This is a genomic window from Microbispora sp. NPDC004025 (genome assembly GCF_053604425.1).
On the sequence record NZ_JBSGHN010000005.1, the window covers coordinates 400,555 to 420,087 of the forward strand.

The window sequence follows — 19,533 nt, forward strand, 5'->3', positions numbered from 1 at the left end:
GCCTACATCGTCGACAGCTTCTCCAGGATCGGCGCCGCCGCCCGCAGTGTCGCCCTCTCCTCCGGCGTCAGGTCCCTGAGCCGCTGCGCCAGCCAGGCCTCCTTGGTGCGGCGCTCCTCCTTCAGCAGCTCCGCTCCCTGCGGCGTCACGCTGACCGTCACCTGCCGCCGGTCGGTCGGATGCGGACTGCGTGCCAGCAGACCCCGCTCCTCCAGCTTGGCGATCACGCGGGTCATCGAGGGTGGCTGCACCTTCTCGTGCTCCGCGAGCTCGCCGGGAGTCATTGCGGTGTGGCGCTCGACGGCGACGAGTGTCGCGAGCTGTGTGGGCGTCAGTGAGTGGTGCGCGGCCTGCCTGCGCATCCGTCGCGTCAACCGGGCGAGGGACACGCGCAAGGCGGACGCGAGAGCGGCGTCGCTGCGCAAGTTCTGGGCGTTCGTTAGCATAAGTCATTACCTTTGCTAACTATATGGTCCATGTCCGCATTCCTCCAAACCGTCCGGCTCTGCACGGCGATCGCGACACACCGTACCGGCACGTCACGGGCCTGCGGACGACGAAGGCCCGGCCCCATGGGGACCGGGCCGTCCGGACGCGCGCCGGCGTCAGGCGAAGTCCTCCGGCGTGAACTCCCTCGGCTCGACCAGGACGAGCCAGTTGCCCTGGTTGTCGCGGACGACCGCCTCCACCCCGTACGGCCGCTCCTCGGGCTCCTGCAGGACCGTGACGCCCTTGGCGGTGAGCTCCGCGCAGGTCTTGCGGCAGTCGTCGACCCGCAGGCCGAGGCCGCCCATCTGCCCCTTCTCGAGCTGGCGGCGGTAGAAGTCCGCCGTCTCGGGGTCCTGCGGCGGCCCCGGCTTCATGAGCGTGAGCTCGAGCTCCGGGTGGTCGGGGTGGCAGACGGTGACCCAGCGGAAGTCCTCGCCCATGTTGATGTCGGTGCGCGGGACGAAGCCGAGCACGTCGACGTAGAAGTCCCGCGCCGCGTCCTGGTCGAGGCAGTAGACGGTCGTCAGGGAGACGTTCTTAATCATGCCGAGGACGCTACTGCGACCCCTCTGACCTGGGCTTCTCCAGAATTGCACAATCCGGGGGATCCTTCCGCGGCGCGGCCGTGCCGGTGAGGTCGAGCACGCCGCGCATGAACAGCCAGCACCCCGGGACATGCGGCCCGCCGCGCGCCGCCCACCGGTCGCGGTACGCGCTCGGGCTCTCGCCCACGAGCTGACGGAACCTGGCCGAGAACGACCCGAGGCTGGTGAACCCCACCGCCATGCAGATCTCGGTGACCGTGAGGTTGGCCCCGCGCAGCAGGTCCTGCGCCCGCTCGATGCGGCGCCGGGTCAGGTAGCGCATCGGGGTCTCGCCGTACGCCGCCTCGAAGCAGCGGACGAAGTAGAACTTGGAGATCCCGGCGACCGCCGCGAGCGCGTCGAGATCGAGATCGCCGCGGTAGTCGCGGTCGATGCGGTCGCGCGCCAGCCGGAGCCGGGGCAACAGCTCCACCGGCACCGTCCGCCGTCCCGTCGCAGCCACGGCTCGACCCTAGCCGGGCCCACCGACAGGTTTTCGCACTTGCCGACCCGTTCTAACGACGTTAGATTAGTTCTAACAGTGTTAGAAAGGAATCGCATGAGTCCGGCCCCACGCATCGACACCGATGCGATCGTCCGCGCCGCGTTCGACGTCCTGGACCGGGAGGGTTACGCCGCGCTCTCGATGCGCACACTGGCCGCGCACCTCGAGGTGAAGGCGGCGTCGCTCTACTACCACGTGCCGAACAAGGCGGCCCTGCTCCAGTTGGTCGCGGACCGCGTCGCGCGGGAGGTGGTCGCGAGGCTCACTCCCGGCCGGCCCTGGCGTGAACTGCTGCACGGCACGGCGCGCGACCTGCGCGCGGCCCTGCGGGCCCACCCCGGCGCCGCGGCCGTCGTCGCCGTGCGGAACGCCTCGCCGGAGGTGTTCGAGGAGGCCGTCCCCGTCGTCCTGTCGGCGATGCACGACGGGCTGCGCCTGACCGACGAGGAGGCGCTGCACCTGGTCCAGTCGCTGTACGTCCTGGTGACCGGTCTCGCCCTGGCGGAGTTCGGCGAGACGCCGGAGCCGCCGGTCGCGCCGCCCGCCTATTACGACGCCTGGTTCGACATCGCCGTCTCGACGTTCCTGGAGGGCGTCCAGGCGCGGTACGCCGTCTGACCCCCCGACCGCTCAGAAAGGACCACCGACCGTGTTTCTCACCGCGCTGCTCCTGGTCGTCGCCGCCGTCGCCTATTTCCTCCTGACCACGCTCGTGGACTTCTTCCCGTTCAACAACGTGCGGGAGGCGAAGCGGTCGGAGAAGCTGACCGAGGTGGCCGTGAACGCGCCCGTCATGGCGCTCCCGGCCCTGCTCCTCGTCTGGGCGGCCGCCGCCGGGCTTCCCGCCCTCGCCTACGCCGGGGCGGCCCTCGAACTGCTCGTGGTCCTGGGCGGCCTGGCCCTGTGGTGGCTGCCGTACCTGGCCGGGGTGACGGTCCCCTGGGCGACGGCCGGGACCGGGGAGAGCTGGGCGGCGCTGCACGCGCGGACCTACGCCAAGACCGTCATCGTGCTCCCCCGCCGGGGCGACCGTCCGCGCCCCAACCTGGAGCACATGATCCTGCACACGCTCATCCTCGCGGCCGCCGTCTGCGCGTTCGCCGCCGCCACGACCCTGTGACACAGGTCGGGCCGCCGGGGCGAAAGCCCCGGCGGCCCGTGACAGGGTCCGACGCTCAGGACAGGCCGAGCAGCGTCTTGAGGGGCTCGAGGGCGAAGTACACGACGAACAGCGCACCCACCAGCCACATCAGAGGGTGCAGCTCCCGCACCTTCCCGCGGAACGCCTTGATGGCGATGTAGCTCACGAAGCCCGCGCCGATCCCGGCGGTGATCGAGTACGTGAACGGCATGAGCACGATGGTCAGGAACGCGGGGATCGCGGTCTCGAAGTCGCTGAAGTCGATCTCCTTGACCTGCGTCATCATCAGGAAACCGACGACCACCAGGGCCGGGGTCGCCGCCTCGAACGGCACGATCTCCGTCAGCGGGGCGAAGAACATGGCCAGCAGGAACAGCACACCGGTGACGATGCTCGCCAGGCCGGTGCGCGCGCCCTCGCCGACGCCGGCCGCCGACTCGATGTAGGTGGTGTTGGACGAGACACTGGCCGCACCGCCGGCCGCCGCCGCGAGCGAGTCGACCAGCAGGATCTCCTTGGTGCGCTCGACGGTCCCGTCCTCCTGGACCAGGTTCGCCTGGCGGCCCACGCCGACGATGGTGCCCATCGTGTCGAAGAAGTCGGCGAGCATGAGCGTGAAGACGAACATCACGGCCGCCAGGCCGCCGATCTTGGCGAAGCTGCCGAACAGGCTGAACTGGCCGAGCAGCGACAGGTCGGGCAGTTCGATGAAGTTCGTCGGCCACGCGGGCACGTTGAGGGACCACCCGTTGGGGTTGCTGCCGTCGGGGGTCTGCGGCCCGACCTTGCCGATCGCCTCGACGATCATGGCCAGCACGGTGGTGCCGACGATCCCGAGCAGGATGGCGCCCTTGACCCGGCGGGCGACGAGGAAGGCCGTCACGAGCAGGCCGACGACGAAGACGAGCGTGGGCCATCCGGTCAGCGAGCCGTTGCCCAGCGCGCCGAGCTTCACCGGGACCGTGGTGCCGCTCGCGTCCGGCACGCGCCGGACGAACCCGGCGTCGACGAAGCCGATCAACGCGATGAACAGGCCGATGCCGACGCTGATCGCGGTCTTGAGCTGTGCCGGGATCGCGTGGAACACCGCCACCCGGAAACCCGTCACCACGAGGATCGCGATGACGATGCCCTCAAGCACCACCAGGCCCATCGCGTCCTCCCACGACATCTGGCTGGCGATGCCGAAGGCGAGGAAGGCGTTCAGGCCGAGACCGGTCGCCAGGGCGAACGGCACCCGGCCGAAGACACCCATGATGATCGTGAGGATGCCCGCCGCGAACGCGGTCGCCGCGGCGACCAGCGCGATGTTGGGGTTCTCCCCGTCGCCGAGGAACTGGCCCGTCTTGTCCGCGACGGTGCCGATGATGAGCGGGTTGAGCACCACGATGTAGGCCATCGTGAAGAAGGTGGCGAAACCGCCGCGGACCTCCTGTCCGACGGTGGATCCGCGGGCTGAGATGGAGAAGTATCGATCGAGAAAATTAGGGGTGTTCATGGGGTTCGCATTCACGCGCGCAGAGTCGCAGGCCCTTACCATCGGCGGAAAGAGCCAGGGGAGCAGCGTTGTCCTTTCGTGACTGGTTTGTCATGAAGATACCGGCTCACCTGCGCGACCTTCTAAGCTGGCTGGCGTGAGCGAGCGCCACCCGGACCCCATGCCTCTCAGGACGAGGGACACCCTCACGATCCTGACCGGAACGGTGCTGTGGGTGATCGCCCTGGCCGTCGTGCTGCTGGTGGTCAGACCGGCCGATCCCCGCCCCGCCTGGGTATGCGTCGTCGGCATCGGCCTCGGCCTGTTCGGGGTCGGGTACGTCCGCCGACGGGACGCCCGGCTGCGCGAGGCCGCCCCAACCGGCGATGCCGTCGAATCGGAACCCGGCCGTTCCTGACGCGGCCCCCGTTCAGCGTGGCTCGGCGAGGAGCATCGCGATGCCGTCGAGAAGCCGCTGCAGGCCGAACTCGAACAGGGCGTCCACCCGAGCACCCATTCCATGAACGGGAACGCGTTGGGGATGAGCTGCGGCCGTGTCACCGACATCGCCGGTGCGAGCCACGGATGCCGGCGGAACGTCGCCCACAGCATCCGGGAGGCCAGCTCGATCCTGCCGCGCCAGTGCCGCGGCGGTTCTTCGGGCAACCGCATCCGCCCGAAGACCGTGTCCATCATCTGGAGCAGCAGGGCGTCCTTGTCCGCGACGTGCCGGTAGAGCGACATGGTCGCCACCCCGAGTCGGCCGCCACGCGGCGCATCGAGACCGCCGCGAGCCCTTCGGCGTCGGCGACCGCGACGGCCGTCGTGCGTTGAGGCGAGGGTCGGACCGGCGCGGGCGCGCCGGATGTCCGGAAGAGCATGCGATGCCGGTTGTCCCCTCGGGCAGGGTCCGGGGTCCCCTCCCGGAAGGGAGACATGCCGGAACACGGTGCCGATACGCGGTACGGGGACGGTGCGGGGACACGGTGCGGGGACACGGTGCGGGGACACGGTGCGGGGACACGGTGCCGGGGCATCCAGGCCCGTCGCCGGCGCCCCGGACGCTCACGACCGCGGCTCTCACCGGCTCGTGACCCGGTCAGCGATCGCCCGGTTCCCACCACGTCAGATGGCCGGTTGCCTCGGCCACCGGCTCGATGATCTCCCACGCCTCGGCGATCAGCCCGTCGTCGAGCCGCCAGATGTCGACGACGGCGATCTCCGGCCCGGCATCGGGCAGCCTGCGCCGCGAGTGCAGCACGACGTGATCGCCGTCGGCCAGCACGTGCCGGATCTCCACCCGCATGCCGGCGAGCGACACGAGCGCGGTGCGGACGGCGGCGAGCCATTCCGCCTTGGTCCTCGACGTCGCGTCCGGCCGGTGGTGGACGAAGTCGTCGCTCAGCGACCGCGCCAGCGCGTCGACGTCACCCGTCGCGACCAGCGCCGCCAGCGCCTGTCGCACGATGCTCTTGTTGTCTGTGGTCATGTCCTTGGCAGGCATGGACGGCAGTGTTTCCGCCGCCGGCGTGGATTGTCGATGAAGTGGCATTTCATCGGCGTACGGCTCGCCCGGGAGTAGCATCGGCGGCCATGCACACGGTCGGGGAACTGCTGCGGCAGTGGCGCCACCATCGGCGGATCAGCCAGCTGGATCTCGCGATCGCCGCCGACGTCTCGGCTCGTCACGTCAGCCTGGTGGAGACGGGCAAGTCCAACCCGAGCGCCGACATGATCGTGCGGCTCGCCGAACAGCTCGACGTGCCCCTGCGGGAGCGCAACCGGTTGTTGCTCGCCGCCGGCTTCGCACCCCGCTACGCCGAACGGCCGCTCGACGGGGACGCGCTGTCCGCGGCCCGGGGTGCGATCGGGAGGGTCCTGCGCGCGCACGAGCCGTATCCCGCGCTGGTCGTCGATCGCCGGTGGAACATCGTGATGACCAACAGCGCCCTCGGCCCGTTCCTCGCACACGTCGCGCCCGACTTGCTGCGGCCGCCGATCAACATGGTGCGGCTCGGGCTGGACCCGCGCGGGCTCGCTCCGCACATCGTCAACCTGGCCGAGGTGCGTGCGCTGCTGCGTACTCGGATCCGGCGTCAGCTCGCCGTCGCTCCCGGCGACGAGCTGGCCGCGCTCTACGAGGAACTGCTGGCACCCGGACCCGGCCGTGAGGACGCCGGCCCTTCGGTCGAGTCCGAGATCGCGGTTCCGATGATCTTCCGCTTCGGCGGACGGGAACTACGGCTGTTCTCCACCACCACGACGTTCGGCACCCCCACGGACATCACCCTGGACGAGGTCGCGATCGAGTCGTACTACCCGGCGGACGCCGAGACCGCCGCGTACTTCACCGCGCCCGGCCCGATCTCCTACGACGCCTAGATCGAGGCCGTGGGGTCGAGATCGGCCTCGGCGAGCAGCAGGGGAACCCGGGCCGGGTCGCGCAGCAGCGCCGCCACGGCGAGGCGGTCGCCCCACTGGCCGGACGCCCAGGCGAGGCCCCTGGCCAGGCCGTCGACGCCGGTGGCGTGCACCACGCCCTCGAAGAACCGCCACGGCACCGGCCGGCCGTCCACGAGCAGCTCGTCGTGCTCGACGTACGTCGAGGGCGCCCCGGGCAGCAGCGAGCGCACCTCGGACGGCACGGGCTTCTCGGCACCGGTCGAGGTGACCGCACCGGCGACCTCCTCCCCGGCGAGCGGCAGGTCGAGCACCTCCGACAGCGCCTCGGCGAGGTCGAACGGCGCGAGCACGAGCGGCCGGTCCTCGACCAGGGGGAGCAGGTCGGGCGCCTCCACCACGACCGGGCCGTCCTCGACGTCCGCGACCGTGACCGTGCCTTTCAGCACCGCGCGTACGGCCTCGGGCGGGCTCACCCGGGCGGGATCGACGGCCGCCAGCGCGATCCACAGGGACCGCAGCTGGGCCCGGTCGACCTCCAGGGACGAGTCGCCCAGCAGGTCGAGCAGCTCCTCCGGGCCGCCGTGCGAGTCGAGCAGCTCGGCGAGGGTGGACCGGACGCCGATCATCTTCAGCGCGTCCGCGTCGATCCCCGCCGGCGCCTCGCCGTACAGGCCGAACAGCAGCGGATCGCCCGCCGGGAGCCGCAGCTCCGTCGGCTTGCGCCCGCCGAGCACCGGGTGCCGCGACAGCCACCAGGCGGTGTACGACGGCACCTCGACGGTCTCCCCGGCCGCGAGCACCCGCATGGGCCGCAGGGCGGCGCGCAGCGGGGGCCGCGACAGCAGCGCGAGCGCGTTCGGCCAGTCCGCGACGTATTCCAGGTCGCGTACGGCGGTGAACTCCCGGACCACCGGCGGCACGTCCAGGTCGGGCAGCAGATCGAGCACGGCCTCCAGCCACTCGTCCTCGCGGTCGAGGTCGTGGTCGCACTCGGCCGGGTCGAGCAGCACGTCGGAGTCGTTGACCACGGCGAAGCCGTCGAGCACCCCGGCCGCCGCCAGCACGTGCGGCCCGAACCTCTCCACCAGCTCGGGGGCGGCGACGCCGAACGGCACCTCGGGGTCGATCAGACCGGCCAGCGAGCCCTCGGCCAGCAGCAGCTCGCCCGCGGCGTACAGCTCGCCGTCGGCGCCGCGCAGCGCCAGCTCGGCCAGCCACGGCGCCTCCCCCGCGGTCAGGCCCGCCGCGTCGACCAGCGCCAGCACGGCCTGGGCCACCGGCTCGGGGTCGGCGTTGTTCAGCGACTCGGACACGGCCGCGTGGGTGAGCGGGTCCTCCAGCACCGTACGCGGGGTCGCCTCGGCCGCGCCCAGCCGCAGCAACAGTGGGTGGGCGGCGCCGGGGTGGACGATGCGCAGCCCGAGCGGCGCCAGCAGGGAGGGGTCCACGGAGCTTTCCGCGGTGAGCACCAGCGTGCCGCGCGGGCCGCGCACCAGGCGGCCGTCGGCCAGCGGCACGGCGATCGCGCCGACCGCCTCCAGGTCGTCGGCGGGCAGCACCTCGTAGACCGACCGCCACCAGGACGGGTCCTTGTCCTCCACGGCCTCGCCGGACAGCATGTCCACGACGTCGGCCAGGTCGACCCGGCGCACGCCGAGCGTGGTCAGGGCCGGATGCCGGGAGGCCCAGCCCGCGGGCAGCAGCCCGGGGACGATGCCGGCGATCAGCGCCAGGAACTCGGCCGATCCCTCGACCGCCCGCGCCTGACTGCCCGGCACGATTCCGTCGGAGATCGACGGCAGCAGCGGCGTGTCCGGCAGCGACTTGACGATCTCCCGCCGGATCGCGGCGTCGAGCGCGCCCTTGCCCATCAGGCCGGGCACGAGGTCGAGCAGGTCCGGGGTCGCCGGGAGCTCCCGCAGCAACCGGACGTACGCCTCGGCGGCCCGGGCGACGAGGAAGTCGGTGAGCGGCCCGGGGGCGACGTGCCGCCGGTCGGTGGTCATCGGGAAGGACGCGATCAGCAGCGCGGGCAGGTCGAGCGGCTCGTCGCTCGGCGTCGGCGCGTGCACCACCTTGGGAACGTCGCTCCGGCGGCCGGCGGGGACGGCCCAGCGGACCTCCCAGTAGGGCCGGGCCCGCTCCTCGGTCGGGCGGTCGGCGAACAGCTCGGCCACCTGCTGGGGGGTGAACGTCCCGGACTCGGCGACGACGTGCCAGCCGTCGGCCGAGATCGCGCGGGTCCGCCCGTCCACCTCGATCTCGACGGTCTCCAGCGCCGGCATCGACAGCGGCAGCGCGGGCCCCGCCTCCTCCAGCATGCGCCGTACGGCCTGCTCGGCGGCCTGGTCGCGCAGCGGGAGCCGGACGACCGTGTCGTAGCCCTCGGGAACGTCGAGGGAGTCGTCGGAGAACGGCAGCCGCAGCAGCGGCACGTGCCCCTCGCGGCCCTCCAGCTCGGCGGCCAGCTCCGGCCGGGCGGCGACCAGCGCGGCGGTCTCCGCACGCGACCAGCGGACGCCGCCGGTGGCGCGGGAGGCGATCGAGGGCGTGTCGCTCACCGACACGACGGCGGCGAAGCCGACGCCGAAGCGTCCGGCCGCCCCCGCCTCGTCCTTCTTGCCGGAGACGCGCAGGGTGCTCAGGCCCTCCACCCCGGTCTCGTCGAGCGGGGCGCCGACGTTGGCGGCCAGCAGCACGCCGTCGGCGAGCGTCAGCCGCAGCCGTCCCGGCACGCCGGCCCGCAGCGCGGCGTCGGCGGCGTTCTGGGCGAGCTCCACGACCAGCCGGTCGCGGTAACCGCCGAGGGCGAAGTCCTCCTCGGCGTTGGCGTCCTCCCGGAAGCGGGCGGGCGAGGCCGTCCAGGCCGCGAGAACGGTGTCACGCAGGCGCGCGGTGTCGAACATGATCAGGCGTGACCCAGAGGTTCGGAGTCGGCCTCGTCGACGGAGCCCGACTCGATGATGTCGTATCCCATGTCGTCCAGGATCGGGGGCGCCGGGTCCATGACCATCGAGGGCACGGTGGTCGCCTCGGAGTGCGCCCCGCAGCCGTGGTCGGCGGACACCACGCGGCCGTCGTCCGGCGCGTACTCGTTGGCGCAGACCCCGAAGCCGAGGCCCAGCGCTCCGGCGAGCTGCCAGTAGAACCCGCAGGTGGAGCATTGCGCCGGGGCGGCGTGCGCGATCGGGGTGTGCGGACCGGCCTCACCGGCCCGCCACCGCCGGGCGGCGAGGTCCCGGCCGATCGCCGACAGGACGCGGGCGCGCCCCAGGCCCAGCTCGAAGACCATCTGCTTGTCGATGTCCTCGTCGCCGGTGGCGAACCCGGGCACGAGCCGGTCGTCGTCGGCCTCGACCGGCAGCAGGTCGCCCACGCCGAGATCCCCAGGGCGCAGCCGTTCGTTCCACGGCACCCAGCGGGGAGCGAGCAGCGCGCCCGAGCCGGGCAGCAGCACGGTCTCGCTCACGGTCACGATGCGGGCGCGGGAGGCCCGGGTGACGGTGACCGCCCAGCGCCAGCCGCGGTAGGCGCGGTCGAGGCACTCGAAGTAGTGGGTGACGAGCCGGTCGCCCTCGCTGTCGAAGCCCAGGTGCTCTCCCACCTCTCCCGGACGCGCGATGTCCTCCGCGGCCCGGCGGGCGAGGTCGACCGCCGCGGCACAGGCCTGGTCGACTGGAGTGCTACGGATTCGGGTACGACTCACACTCCATTTTCACCCACGCCGCGAGCGGACCGCACCGGCTGGATGGGTAAATCATGGAAGGACCCTCGGTGCCTATGGTGAAGATTTGGGCGAACGTCACGCGTGTCGTAAGGGCACCGGCGCGGGCGGCGCGCCGGCTCACGCACGCCCAGGGAGCCGGCCGGACCGGTCTCGGCCGCCTGATCGAGTTGACGGCCGCGCACTCGGCCGGGGACGCGCTGGTCACGGTGGCCCTCGCCGGGGCGCTGTTGTTCGGGCTGCCGGTCGGTCAGGCCCGCGGCCAGGTCGCGGCGTACCTGCTGATCACCATGCTGCCGTTCGCGGTCGTGGCGCCCTTCGTCGGGCCGGTGCTCGACCGGCTCCGCTCGGGCCGCCGCTACATCATGGCCGGCACCCTGCTGGCGCGGGGGCTGCTGTGCTGGGGGATGGCCGGGGCCGTCCACACCTCCGACGCCGTCACGCTGTTCCCGTCGGCGCTCGCCGTACTGGTCCTGTCGAAGGCGTACAACGTGTCCCGGGCGGCGATCATGCCGAGCGTGCTGCCCGCCGACATCCCGCTGGTGACCGCCAACGCCAGGGTCGCGTTGTTCGCGCTGGTCTCGGCCGGCGTGGGCGCGGGCCTGGCGACCGGCCTGTCCGCCGTCGCCGGGCCCGACTGGGTGCTGCGCGGCGCCGTGCCGCTGTTCCTGCTGTCCGGGGTGTTCGCCGTACGGCTGCCGCGGCACGTGGACGCGCCCGACCTGGAGGAGGACGAGCCGCGGCCCCGATGGCGCACCGTGCTCAACCTGGGCCCGGTGGTGGGCGAGGCCATGGGCGCCAACGCCGCGATCCGGGTGCAGTCGGGATTCCTCGTGTTCTTCCTGCTGTTCCTCGTCCAGGACGGCCACCTGCGCGGCGTGGATCCGAAGATCGCGCTGGCGTTGCTGGCGGGCGCCGCGGGCGCGGGCGGCCTGGCCGGGGCCGCCGCCGGCTCCTGGTCGCGCTCCCGGTCCCCGCACCTGACCGTCATGGCCACGCTCGCGCTGGCCACGGTGGCCACGGTCGCGGCGGCGTTCTTCTTCACGGTGTGGACCGCCGCCGTCGTCGCCCTCGTGGGCGCGTTCGCCCAGGGCCTCGGCAAGCTCGCGTTCGACGCCATCGTGCAACGCGAGGTCGGCGAGGAGGTGCGCTCCTCGGCGTTCGGCGTCGCCGAGACGCTGCTCCAGATCGCCTGGGTGCTGGGCGGCCTGCTGGGCCTGGTGATGTCGCTGTTCGTGGCCGGTCCCGCCGGGCTCGGCGTGATGTCCGCGGCTCTCGCGCTCTCCTTCGGCCGCCTCGTCATGCTCCGCCGCCGCAGGCTCGCCGCCCGCGCCGCCCCGGCGACCTGAACGTGCCGGGATCCCGCCGCTCTCCGCTCCCCGCCCTCCGTCTCGGAGGGCCGGGCGGCGGGACGGACGCGTTCCTCGCGCCTTCTACGCGTCGAGGTCGTCGGCGACGGCCCGGAGCACGGTCGCGATCTTCTTGGCGTGCGCCGCGTCCGGGTGCTTGCCCCGCTGGTAGGAGTTCGAGATGTCGTCGAGCAGCTTGATGAGGTCCTCGACGATCACGACCATCTCGTCGGGCTTCTTGCGCTTCACCTTGCCCTTGACGGTCTTGGCCAGCGTCGGGGGCTGGTCGATCACCCGCACCGAGAGCGCCTGCTGGCCGCGGCGGCTCTCTGCGACACCGAACTCGACCTTCTGCCCGGGCTTGAGCGCCTCGACGCCCTTGGGCAGGGCGGAGGAATGCACGAAGACCTCACCGCCGTCGTCGCGGGTGAGGAAGCCGAAACCCTTGTCGGCGTCGTACCACTTGACCTTGCCACTCGGCACAGGGGTGACCTCGTTCAGACTGTCGTGAAGGTGACTGTAGGTAGGTTATGCCCAGAGACAGGCCTCGTGGACCCACTCGGAGGCCAATGAAGCATCCCGTGACGACATTCTTGTGGATCTTTCCGGCGAGTGCGCGAAACCCCTGCCGTACGGGCGCTCCGGCGGCCGGATGAAGGTCGAGCCCTACCATGGAGAGAATGACGGGCACGGACTTCAGCGAGTGGCTGCGCGGCCGTTCCGACGAGCGGCTGCGGGCGCTCGTGGCGGCGCGGCCCGAACTCGTGACACCCGTCCCGGCGCACATCGACGGTCTCGCCGCCCGGGCCTGCAGCCCCTCGGCGATCGGCCGGGCGCTCGACCGTCTCGACCGGTTCACACTCTCCGTGCTGGAGACGCTGGCCCTGCGGCCCGGTCCCGCCGACCGTGAGACGTTGCTGACCCTGCTCGGCCGCGCCATGCCCGAAGGGCTCGACGGACCCGACGGACCCGGCGCCGAGGCCCTCGGGCCCGCCCTCGACGCCGCGCTCGACGCCGCGCTCGACCTGCTGACCACGCGCGCCCTGATCTACGGGCCCGAGAACGCGCTGCTGCCCGCGCCGGGGGTGGCCGACGCGCTCGAACCCCCGGCCGCTCTGGGGCCGCCGGTCGCCGAGGTCTTCCGCCACCACCCGCCGGAACGGCTCGACGTGCTGCTGCGGGACATCGACCCGGCGTACGAGGGCGGCGGCGGGCACACCGACGGCGGACGGCCCGCCAGGGAGCGTCTCGCGGCGCTGCTCGCCGACCCCGCGACGGTCGGCCGCCTCGTCGGCGAGGTCTCCCCGCAGGCGAGGGCCGCCCTGGACGAACTGGTGTGGGGCCCGGCGAGCGGACGGCTGCCGAACGCCCGCCGCGACGTGGACACGGCGGGCGCGCAGTCGCCCATCGAGCAGTTGCTGGCCCGCGGCCTGCTGGGCGCCACCGGGGAGGAGACGGTCGCGCTCCCCCGGGAGGTCGCCCTCGTGCTGCGCGACGGCCGGGTGCACCGCGACCTGTCCCCCGGCCCGCCGGCCCTGGAAGGGCCCGTACGCGACCAGGATCTGGCCGACCGCACGGCCGCCGGGCAGGCGTTCACGTTCGTGCGAACGGTCGAGGAGCTGTGCGAGGTGTGGAGCGTGGACCCGCCGGGGGTGCTGCGCGCGGGCGGCCTCGCCGTACGGGACCTGAGGCGGACGGCGCAGCTGCTCGACCTGCCGGAATGGGCGGCGGGCCTGGTCGTCGAGGTCGCGCACGCCGCCGGGCTGGTCGCCGCGGGCGAAGGGGAATGGCTGCCCACCGGCGGTTACGACGCCTGGCGGATCAAGGCCACCGAGGACCGGTGGGCCGTGCTCGCCGACGCGTGGGCCGCGATGGAACGCGCCCCCGGGCTGATCGGCGAGCGCGACGACCGCGACCGCCCGCTGAACGCCCTCCACCCGGACCTGCGCAGGCCGGGGGCCGCCCAGATGCGGGCACGCACGCTCGCCGTGCTGGAGTCAGCGCCGCCAGGCCTCGCCCCGACGCCCGAGTCGGTGCTGGCCCGGCTCGCCTGGGAGCAGCCCCGCCGCCGTCCCGCGCTGCGCGACCGGCTCGTACGGTTCGCCCTGCGCGAGGCCGAGCACATCGGCGTGACCGGCCTCGGCGCGCCGTCCTCGCACGGCCGCTCGGTCGCGCGCGGAGACGGCCGCTCGGCGGGCCTGCTCGCGCCGCTGCTGCCGCGGCCGGTCGACCACGTGCTGCTGCAGGCCGACCTGACGGCCGTGGCGCCGGGCCCGCTCACCACCGACCTCGGCCGCCGGCTCGCGCTCACGGCCGACGTGGAGAGCAAGGGCGGGGCGACGGTGTACCGCTTCTCCGAGCAGTCGATCCGCCGGGCGCTCGACGCGGGGCACTCGGCCGGCGACCTGCTCGCCATGCTGGAGCGCCACTCGGCCACCCCTGTCCCCCAGCCGCTGGCCTACCTGGTGACGGACGTCGCCCGCCGCCACGGCCGCATCCGCGTCGGCGCGGCGTCGGCCTACATCCGGTGCGACGACCCGGCCCTGCTCGACGAGGTGCTCGCCGACAAACGGGCCCACCTGCTGCGGCTGCGGCGGCTCGCGCCGACCGTGCTGGCGTCCAAGACGTCCCGGGCCGCGCTGGTCGACTCGCTGCGGGCGATGGGTTACGCGCCGGTGGCCGAGTCGCTGGAGGGCGACGTGGTCGTCGCGCGGGCCGACGCCCGGCGGACCGAGGGGCAGCTCGCCGCCCGCGTGACCGCCACCGCCGCGCCCGACCCCGAGACGCTGACCGCCGCCGTGCGCGCGATGCGGGCGGGAGACTCGCGCCGGCGGCCGGTCGAGGCGCCCGAGGGCCAGGTGCCCCGCTCCCCCGCGACCGCCACGATCAGCGCGCTCCAGGAGGCCATCCGGCAGGGGTCGCGGGTGTGGATCGGCTACCTCGACTCGCAGGGGCACGCCACCAGCCGCATCCTCGAACCCGCCCGGATGGAGGGCGGCTACCTCACGGCGTACGACGAGACCCGGGCGACGGTCCACCGCTTCGCCCTGCACCGGATAACGGGCATCGCCGAGATCGGACGATGACTGATTCGTGGTAAATCTTGGGGTCCGCTGTAGTAAAGGATTTCAGGGTGACGACTCCAGAGCAGCCGGGGCAGGGACCCCAGGATTGGCAGACGCCGTCCAATCCCTATGGACCGCCGTCCGGCTCCAGCCCCTACGGACAGCAGCCGTACGGCCAGTACGGCACGCCGCCTGGCCCCGACCCGAACCAGCAGTACGGTCAGCAGGGACAGTACGGCCAACAAGGACAGTACGGGCAACAGGGACAGTACGGCCAGCAAGGGCAGTACGGGCAGCCGGGGCCGAACCCCTACCAGCAGCAGCCGTACGGCTACTACCCGCCCGGCGGCTACCCGCCGCGGCCGGAAGGCCCGCGCACGCACGCGATCGTGGCCCTCGTCGTCAGCATCGTGCTGTCGTTGAGCTGCTACGTGACCCTCGGCGGCATCGCCGGGGCCATCCTGTCGGGGATCGCGCTCAGCAAGGTGGACACCGCGCCCGACCAGGCGCGCGGGCTGCTGAAGTGGACGTGGATCGCCATCGGCATCAACGTCGTCCTGCTCATCCTGGGAATCGGCGGGCTCTTCTACGCCGGGATCAACGGCTACCTCGACTGACCGCGCCCAGACGTCGCCCATACATACGGCATCCGCGAGACCGGGACTGATTCGGCCCGGCCTCGTGTTTGATATGCGGTAGCCGTACGAGGGGGAGCAGGCATTGAGTGACGGGCCGCTGATCGTTCAGTCGGACAAGACGCTGCTGCTGGAGGTCGACCACCCCAGGGCGGACGAGTGCCGCAAGGCCATCGCGCCGTTCGCCGAGCTGGAACGCGCGCCCGAGCACGTCCACACCTACCGCGTCACCCCGCTCGCGCTGTGGAACGCCCGCGCCGCGGGGCACGACGCCGAGCAGGTGGTCGACGCGCTGATCGGCTTCAGCCGCTACCCCGTGCCGCACGCGCTGCTCGTGGACGTCGCGGAGACCATGGCGCGGTACGGCAGGCTGCGGCTGGAGAAGCACCCCATCCACGGCCTGGTGCTCACCAGCACCGACCGCGCCGTGCTGGAGGAGGTGCTGCGCTCCAAGAAGATCCAGCCTCTGGTCGGGGAGCGCTTCGGCGCCGACGTGGTGGCCGTGCACCCCTCCGAGCGCGGCAACATCAAGCAGACGCTGCTCAAGCTCGGCTGGCCGGCCGAGGACCTCGCGGGATACGTCGACGGCGAGCACCACCCCATCGACCTGCGCGAGGACGGCTGGACGCTGCGCCCCTACCAGAAGGAGGCGGCCGACGCCTTCTGGCACGGCGGCTCCGGCGTCGTGGTGCTGCCGTGCGGCGCGGGCAAGACGATCGTGGGCGCGGCGGCGATGGCGCACGCGCGGGCGACCACGCTGATCCTGGTCACCAACACGGTTTCGGCGCACCAGTGGAAGCAGGAGCTGCTCAGGCGCACCTCGCTGACCGAGGACGAGATCGGCGAGTACACCGGCACCAAGAAGGAGATCCGCCCGGTCACGATCGCCACCTACCAGGTCATGACCACCCGGCGGCAGGGCACGTACCGCCACCTGGAGCTGTTCGACGCCCGCGACTGGGGGCTGGTCGTCTACGACGAGGTCCACCTGCTGCCGGCGCCGATCTTCCGGATGACCGCCGACCTGCAGGCGCGGCGGCGCATCGGCCTCACCGCCACGCTCGTACGCGAGGACGGCCGGGAGGGCGACGTCTTCTCGCTCATCGGCCCCAAGCGGTACGACGCGCCCTGGAAGGAGATGGAGAACCAGGGCTACATCGCCCCCGCCGAGTGCGTCGAGGTGCGGGTGACGCTCAGCGACGACGAGCGGCTGGCCTACGCCATGGCCGAGAGCGACGAGCGCTACCGGTTCTGCTCGACCACGCCCGCCAAGACGAGGGTGACCGAGGCGCTGGTGCGGCGGCACGCGGACGAGCAGGTGCTGGTCATCGGGCAGTACATCGACCAGCTCGACGAGCTGGGCGAGCACCTGAACGCGCCCGTCATCAAGGGCGAGACCAAGATCAAGGAGCGCGAGCGCCTGTTCCAGGCGTTCCGCGACAAGGAGATCCGGGTGCTGGTGGTCTCCAAGGTCGCCAACTTCTCCATCGACCTGCCCGAGGCGGCCGTGGCGATCCAGGTCTCCGGCACGTTCGGCTCGCGCCAGGAGGAGGCCCAGCGGCTCGGCCGAGTGCTCCGTCCCAAGGCGGACGGCGGCGGCGCGCGGTTCTACTCGGTGGTCAGCCGCGACACCGTCGACCAGGAGTTCGCCGCGCACCGGCAGCGGTTCCTGGCCGAGCAGGGGTACGCCTACCACATCATCGACGCCGACGACGTGGGCGAGGAGGACCCGGCGAGGTGACCCTCTCGGGTCACGTACGGCGCCGCGCCCGGTAGGCGCTGGCCTTGGCGCGGTTCTGGCAGGACAGATCGCAGAAGCGGCGCGAGGCGTTGCGCGTGGTGTCGTAGAAGACCAGAGAGCACGTCGTGGCCTGGCACGCGCCGAGCCGCGCCCCCTGGCCGACCCCGACGACCATGGCCAGCGCCGTGCCCATGTCGGCGGCCCAGGCGTCGACGAGCGTCGCGTCCGAGCGGTGAAAGGCCAGCCGGAGCTTTCCCGGGTCGCCGTAGAGCGTCGGCACGGCGCCGTGCCGCACCAGGAGGTCGTTGAGCCGTGCGGCGGCCTCGGGCAGCCGGTCCCCCGCGCCGTACAACGGGCGGAACTCGGCGGTGATCTCGGCGAGCCGGTCGGCGTCGGCGGTGGTGAGCCCGGTGCCGGGGCGACCCGCGGCGGCGAGGCCGGTCCGGATCGCGGCCAGCCGTTCTCCGCCCGTCCGGGGCGGTGTGACAGCACGCCCGTGCGACGCGTCGGCGGCCAGGACGTTCACCAGGAGGACGGCGAGCTCCACCCAGCTCCCCACATAACTGTCTATCTCTTGTTGACCAGTGATTCTCCATGCCTCTATCGTCACTGGCATAGCTTATCTAGACAGTGAGGTTTGAGGGATGTCCGCACGCCTGGCCCGCACCATGTGGCATCAGATCGAGCCGGTCCACGCCACGCTCTACTACAGCCCGCAGGCCTTCGAGGAGGCCGCCGCACTCGGCTACGACGTCTCGACACGCTGGCCGAGCTACTTCGCCTGGCGCACCGCGCCGCTCGGCGCGGCGGGACCGGCGCTGGTGGCCGCCACCTACTACAGCTTCAGCCCGGGCATGATCGCCGGACTCGTGCCGGGCGTCTGGGCGACCGCGTCGCCCCGGCAGGTGCTCGACGCGCGGCTGCGCGCGATGGACCGGACGCTGCGCGGTCTACTCGGCGACCGGATCGACGAGGGCGTGAAGGAGGCGGCCGCGCTGGCCATCCGGGCGGCGGAGAGCGCGGACGTCGCTCACCGGCCGCTCGCCGCGGCCAATCTCGACCTTCCCTGGCCGGAGGAACCGCACCTCGCGCTGTGGCAGGCCTACACGGTGCTGCGCGAGCACCGCGGCGACGGGCACCTGACGGCCCTGCACGCCGCCGGCCTCGACGCCTGTGAGGCCCTGGTCTCCTTCGCCGCCGTGGGCGCGGCCCCGGCGGAGAACTTCGCCGGCCGCGGCTGGACCGACGAGGAGTGGGCCGCCGCACGCGAGCGGCTGGCCGTACGCGGCCTGGTGGACGGCGAGGGGAGGGCCACTCCGGCGGGGCGCGCGCTGCGCGACCAGGTGGAGCGCATGACCGACGAACTGGCCGCGGGCCCGTGGCGAACGCTCGGCGACGCGGGGGCCGAGCGGCTGGCCGCGCTCAACCTGCCACTGCTCGGGGCGGTGTTCGAGTCGGGCCTGCTGCCCGCCGTCACCACACTCGGCATCGGCAAGATCCAGGCCCCGGTATGAGTTCCGGGGTGTGAGTTCCGGCCGGCGGACGCTCGCCCGCGCGGCCGACCTGGAGCGCGCCGCTCCGGGCGTGAGGACGAGCCGCATGCGGCGCCTCTCTCGGGCCGCCGGGGACGCCTGACCAGCCCGCACGCGCGTCACGATCTCCGGGCGCCCTCCCGCGGACGCTCACCCGTACGGCGATGGCGACCCTAAATCCAGGAAATACCCTTGGGCGTTGTCACCACGTCACCCCCTCGCGCCTTACCCTCACATGATGCAGTCGTGATGGCCGCAATACCCAGCAGACGAGGCGAATCACGCAATATACGCATTTTTCGTCTTACTCCTGGTTCGTCGTTATCCCTTGCCTCACCCTGCCGGCGAGCGTCCGAGGCTCACGCAACAGGGCATTTCACGACAAATCACCCCACTACCGCATGACGCTGCCCGGCGAGCCGAGGAGAGGACGAGCCCCTCGGCCGCCGGAAAGTCTCCGACCGGTCACCCGGACCGGTCACCGGGCCGCGATCACCGAGGCACGGTCGCCCGAGACACGGTCACCGGCCCGCGGTCACTGCGCGGCCAGGCCGCCGACGAACAGCACCACCAGCGCGACGACCCAGGCCACCACGGCGGCGCCGTACAGGGACTCGCGCCGGCCGAGCCAGGCGGCCCCTGTGGCGCACGCCGCGATCACCGCGACCACAACGGACAGCGCGATCACCGAGGCGATCCGGTCCGCACAGCCCGGCGAGGAGCCCAGGCTCGTCACGCAGAAGGCCTGCCTGCTCCAGCCGCCGAAGACCGCGAACCCCCACAGCGTGGCGAGCAGCAGGCTCGCCGCCGCCTGGATCGCCGGAGGAACCACGGTGCGCGTCACCCGGGTACAGATACCCGCCCCGGGAAACGGTGACACGCGCGAGA

19 protein-coding genes are annotated in these 19,533 nt (G+C 72.4%); 9 read left to right on the forward strand and 10 right to left on the reverse strand.

Annotated features, from left to right (window positions below; translation table 11 throughout):
* Positions 1-2: 2 nt before the first annotated feature.
* From ACWEQG_RS17175 to ACWEQG_RS17185, 3 genes are all read right to left on the reverse strand, one after another.
* Positions 3-362, reverse strand: coding sequence for a MarR family winged helix-turn-helix transcriptional regulator (locus ACWEQG_RS17175; RefSeq protein WP_452285708.1), 360 nt, complete (start codon positions 360-362; stop codon positions 3-5).
* 243 nt (positions 363-605) lie between these two features.
* Positions 606-1,034: a VOC family protein gene (locus ACWEQG_RS17180; RefSeq protein WP_452285710.1), complete on the reverse strand. Its 429-nt coding sequence runs from the start codon at positions 1,032-1,034 to the stop codon at positions 606-608.
* A gap of 10 nt (positions 1,035-1,044) precedes the next feature.
* A complete protein-coding gene (locus tag ACWEQG_RS17185) occupies positions 1,045-1,536 on the reverse strand; it encodes a helix-turn-helix transcriptional regulator (protein ID WP_452285712.1) in 492 nt (163 codons plus the stop codon).
* Positions 1,537-1,632: 96 nt separating this feature from the next.
* Between ACWEQG_RS17185 and ACWEQG_RS17190 the strand changes: the two genes are divergently transcribed.
* Together ACWEQG_RS17190 and ACWEQG_RS17195 are read left to right on the forward strand one after the other, a co-directional pair.
* Positions 1,633-2,196, forward strand: a complete 564-nt coding sequence (locus ACWEQG_RS17190) for a TetR/AcrR family transcriptional regulator (RefSeq protein WP_452285714.1) — start codon at positions 1,633-1,635, stop codon at positions 2,194-2,196.
* Between the two features lie 31 nt (positions 2,197-2,227).
* Positions 2,228-2,698, forward strand: coding sequence for a hypothetical protein (locus ACWEQG_RS17195; RefSeq protein ID WP_452285716.1), 471 nt, complete (start codon positions 2,228-2,230; stop codon positions 2,696-2,698).
* A 55-nt stretch (positions 2,699-2,753) separates the two neighbouring features.
* Here ACWEQG_RS17195 and ACWEQG_RS17200 read toward each other — a convergent pair whose 3' ends face one another.
* Positions 2,754-4,259: an NCS2 family permease gene (locus tag ACWEQG_RS17200; RefSeq protein ID WP_452285718.1), complete on the reverse strand. Its 1,506-nt coding sequence runs from the start codon at positions 4,257-4,259 to the stop codon at positions 2,754-2,756.
* A gap of 94 nt (positions 4,260-4,353) precedes the next feature.
* Here ACWEQG_RS17200 and ACWEQG_RS17205 point away from each other — a divergent pair, with 94 nt between their 5' ends.
* Positions 4,354-4,614, forward strand: a complete 261-nt coding sequence (locus ACWEQG_RS17205; RefSeq protein WP_452285720.1) for a DUF2530 domain-containing protein — start codon at positions 4,354-4,356, stop codon at positions 4,612-4,614.
* A 681-nt stretch (positions 4,615-5,295) separates the two neighbouring features.
* On the opposite strand, the gene ACWEQG_RS17210 is transcribed toward ACWEQG_RS17205, so the two are convergent.
* Positions 5,296-5,700 carry a nuclear transport factor 2 family protein gene (locus ACWEQG_RS17210; RefSeq protein WP_452285722.1) on the reverse strand — a complete coding sequence of 135 codons (405 nt, stop codon included), beginning with the start codon at positions 5,698-5,700 and terminating at the stop codon, positions 5,296-5,298.
* Between the two features lie 89 nt (positions 5,701-5,789).
* On the opposite strand from ACWEQG_RS17210, the gene ACWEQG_RS17215 reads away from it, so the two are divergent.
* Positions 5,790-6,578: a helix-turn-helix domain-containing protein gene (locus tag ACWEQG_RS17215; protein WP_452285724.1), complete on the forward strand. Its 789-nt coding sequence runs from the start codon at positions 5,790-5,792 to the stop codon at positions 6,576-6,578.
* On the opposite strand, the gene ACWEQG_RS17220 is transcribed toward ACWEQG_RS17215, so the two are convergent.
* Entirely contained in the window at positions 6,575-9,505 is a 2,931-nt protein-coding gene (locus ACWEQG_RS17220; RefSeq protein WP_452285726.1) for a sacsin N-terminal ATP-binding-like domain-containing protein, read from the reverse strand. The two genes, ACWEQG_RS17215 and ACWEQG_RS17220, sit on opposite strands and share 4 nt — an antisense overlap.
* Before the next feature lie 2 nt (positions 9,506-9,507).
* Positions 9,508-10,305, reverse strand: coding sequence for a DUF3027 domain-containing protein (locus tag ACWEQG_RS17225; RefSeq protein ID WP_452285728.1), 798 nt, complete (start codon positions 10,303-10,305; stop codon positions 9,508-9,510).
* A 74-nt stretch (positions 10,306-10,379) separates the two neighbouring features.
* Between ACWEQG_RS17225 and ACWEQG_RS17230 the strand changes: the two genes are divergently transcribed.
* Positions 10,380-11,672, forward strand: a complete 1,293-nt coding sequence (locus ACWEQG_RS17230; protein WP_452285730.1) for an MFS transporter — start codon at positions 10,380-10,382, stop codon at positions 11,670-11,672.
* Between the two features lie 84 nt (positions 11,673-11,756).
* On the opposite strand, the gene ACWEQG_RS17235 is transcribed toward ACWEQG_RS17230, so the two are convergent.
* Positions 11,757-12,155 (reverse strand): cold-shock protein, encoded by a 399-nt coding sequence (locus ACWEQG_RS17235; RefSeq protein WP_363463188.1) that lies wholly within the window; start codon positions 12,153-12,155, stop codon positions 11,757-11,759.
* A gap of 197 nt (positions 12,156-12,352) precedes the next feature.
* On the opposite strand from ACWEQG_RS17235, the gene ACWEQG_RS17240 reads away from it, so the two are divergent.
* The 3 genes from ACWEQG_RS17240 (at position 12,353) to ACWEQG_RS17250 (ending at position 17,113) form a co-directional block, all read left to right on the forward strand.
* Positions 12,353-14,758 (forward strand): helicase-associated domain-containing protein, encoded by a 2,406-nt coding sequence (locus ACWEQG_RS17240; RefSeq protein WP_452285732.1) that lies wholly within the window; start codon positions 12,353-12,355, stop codon positions 14,756-14,758.
* A gap of 47 nt (positions 14,759-14,805) precedes the next feature.
* Positions 14,806-15,354 carry a hypothetical protein gene (locus ACWEQG_RS17245; protein WP_452285734.1) on the forward strand — a complete coding sequence of 183 codons (549 nt, stop codon included), beginning with the start codon at positions 14,806-14,808 and terminating at the stop codon, positions 15,352-15,354.
* 103 nt (positions 15,355-15,457) lie between these two features.
* A complete protein-coding gene (locus ACWEQG_RS17250; protein WP_452285736.1) occupies positions 15,458-17,113 on the forward strand; it encodes a DNA repair helicase XPB in 1,656 nt (551 codons plus the stop codon).
* A 10-nt stretch (positions 17,114-17,123) separates the two neighbouring features.
* On the opposite strand, the gene ACWEQG_RS17255 is transcribed toward ACWEQG_RS17250, so the two are convergent.
* Positions 17,124-17,672 carry a CGNR zinc finger domain-containing protein gene (locus ACWEQG_RS17255; protein ID WP_452285738.1) on the reverse strand — a complete coding sequence of 183 codons (549 nt, stop codon included), beginning with the start codon at positions 17,670-17,672 and terminating at the stop codon, positions 17,124-17,126.
* Between the two features lie 85 nt (positions 17,673-17,757).
* On the opposite strand from ACWEQG_RS17255, the gene ACWEQG_RS17260 reads away from it, so the two are divergent.
* The gene (locus ACWEQG_RS17260) at positions 17,758-18,627 is read left to right on the forward strand and encodes an SCO6745 family protein (RefSeq protein ID WP_452285740.1); all 870 of its coding nucleotides are present in this window, start codon (positions 17,758-17,760) and stop codon (positions 18,625-18,627) included.
* Positions 18,628-19,180: 553 nt separating this feature from the next.
* On the opposite strand, the gene ACWEQG_RS17265 is transcribed toward ACWEQG_RS17260, so the two are convergent.
* A complete protein-coding gene (locus tag ACWEQG_RS17265) occupies positions 19,181-19,489 on the reverse strand; it encodes a hypothetical protein (protein ID WP_452285742.1) in 309 nt (102 codons plus the stop codon).
* Between the last annotated feature and the right edge of the window lie 44 nt (positions 19,490-19,533).

Coding starts and splice junctions, on each gene's coding strand:
- ACWEQG_RS17175 (WP_452285708.1), bottom strand. CDS start 362: ATGCGCAGGCAGGCCGCGCACCACTCACTGACGCCCACACAGCTCGCG.
- ACWEQG_RS17180 (WP_452285710.1), bottom strand. CDS start 1,034: ATGATTAAGAACGTCTCCCTGACGACCGTCTACTGCCTCGACCAGGAC.
- ACWEQG_RS17190 (WP_452285714.1), top strand. CDS start 1,633: ATGAGTCCGGCCCCACGCATCGACACCGATGCGATCGTCCGCGCCGCG.
- ACWEQG_RS17200 (WP_452285718.1), bottom strand. CDS start 4,259: ATGGTAAGGGCCTGCGACTCTGCGCGCGTGAATGCGAACCCCATGAAC.
- ACWEQG_RS17210 (WP_452285722.1), bottom strand. CDS start 5,700: ATGCCTGCCAAGGACATGACCACAGACAACAAGAGCATCGTGCGACAG.
- ACWEQG_RS17215 (WP_452285724.1), top strand. CDS start 5,790: ATGCACACGGTCGGGGAACTGCTGCGGCAGTGGCGCCACCATCGGCGG.
- ACWEQG_RS17220 (WP_452285726.1), bottom strand. CDS start 9,505: ATGTTCGACACCGCGCGCCTGCGTGACACCGTTCTCGCGGCCTGGACG.
- ACWEQG_RS17230 (WP_452285730.1), top strand. CDS start 10,380: ATGGTGAAGATTTGGGCGAACGTCACGCGTGTCGTAAGGGCACCGGCG.
- ACWEQG_RS17240 (WP_452285732.1), top strand. CDS start 12,353: ATGACGGGCACGGACTTCAGCGAGTGGCTGCGCGGCCGTTCCGACGAG.
- ACWEQG_RS17260 (WP_452285740.1), top strand. CDS start 17,758: ATGTCCGCACGCCTGGCCCGCACCATGTGGCATCAGATCGAGCCGGTC.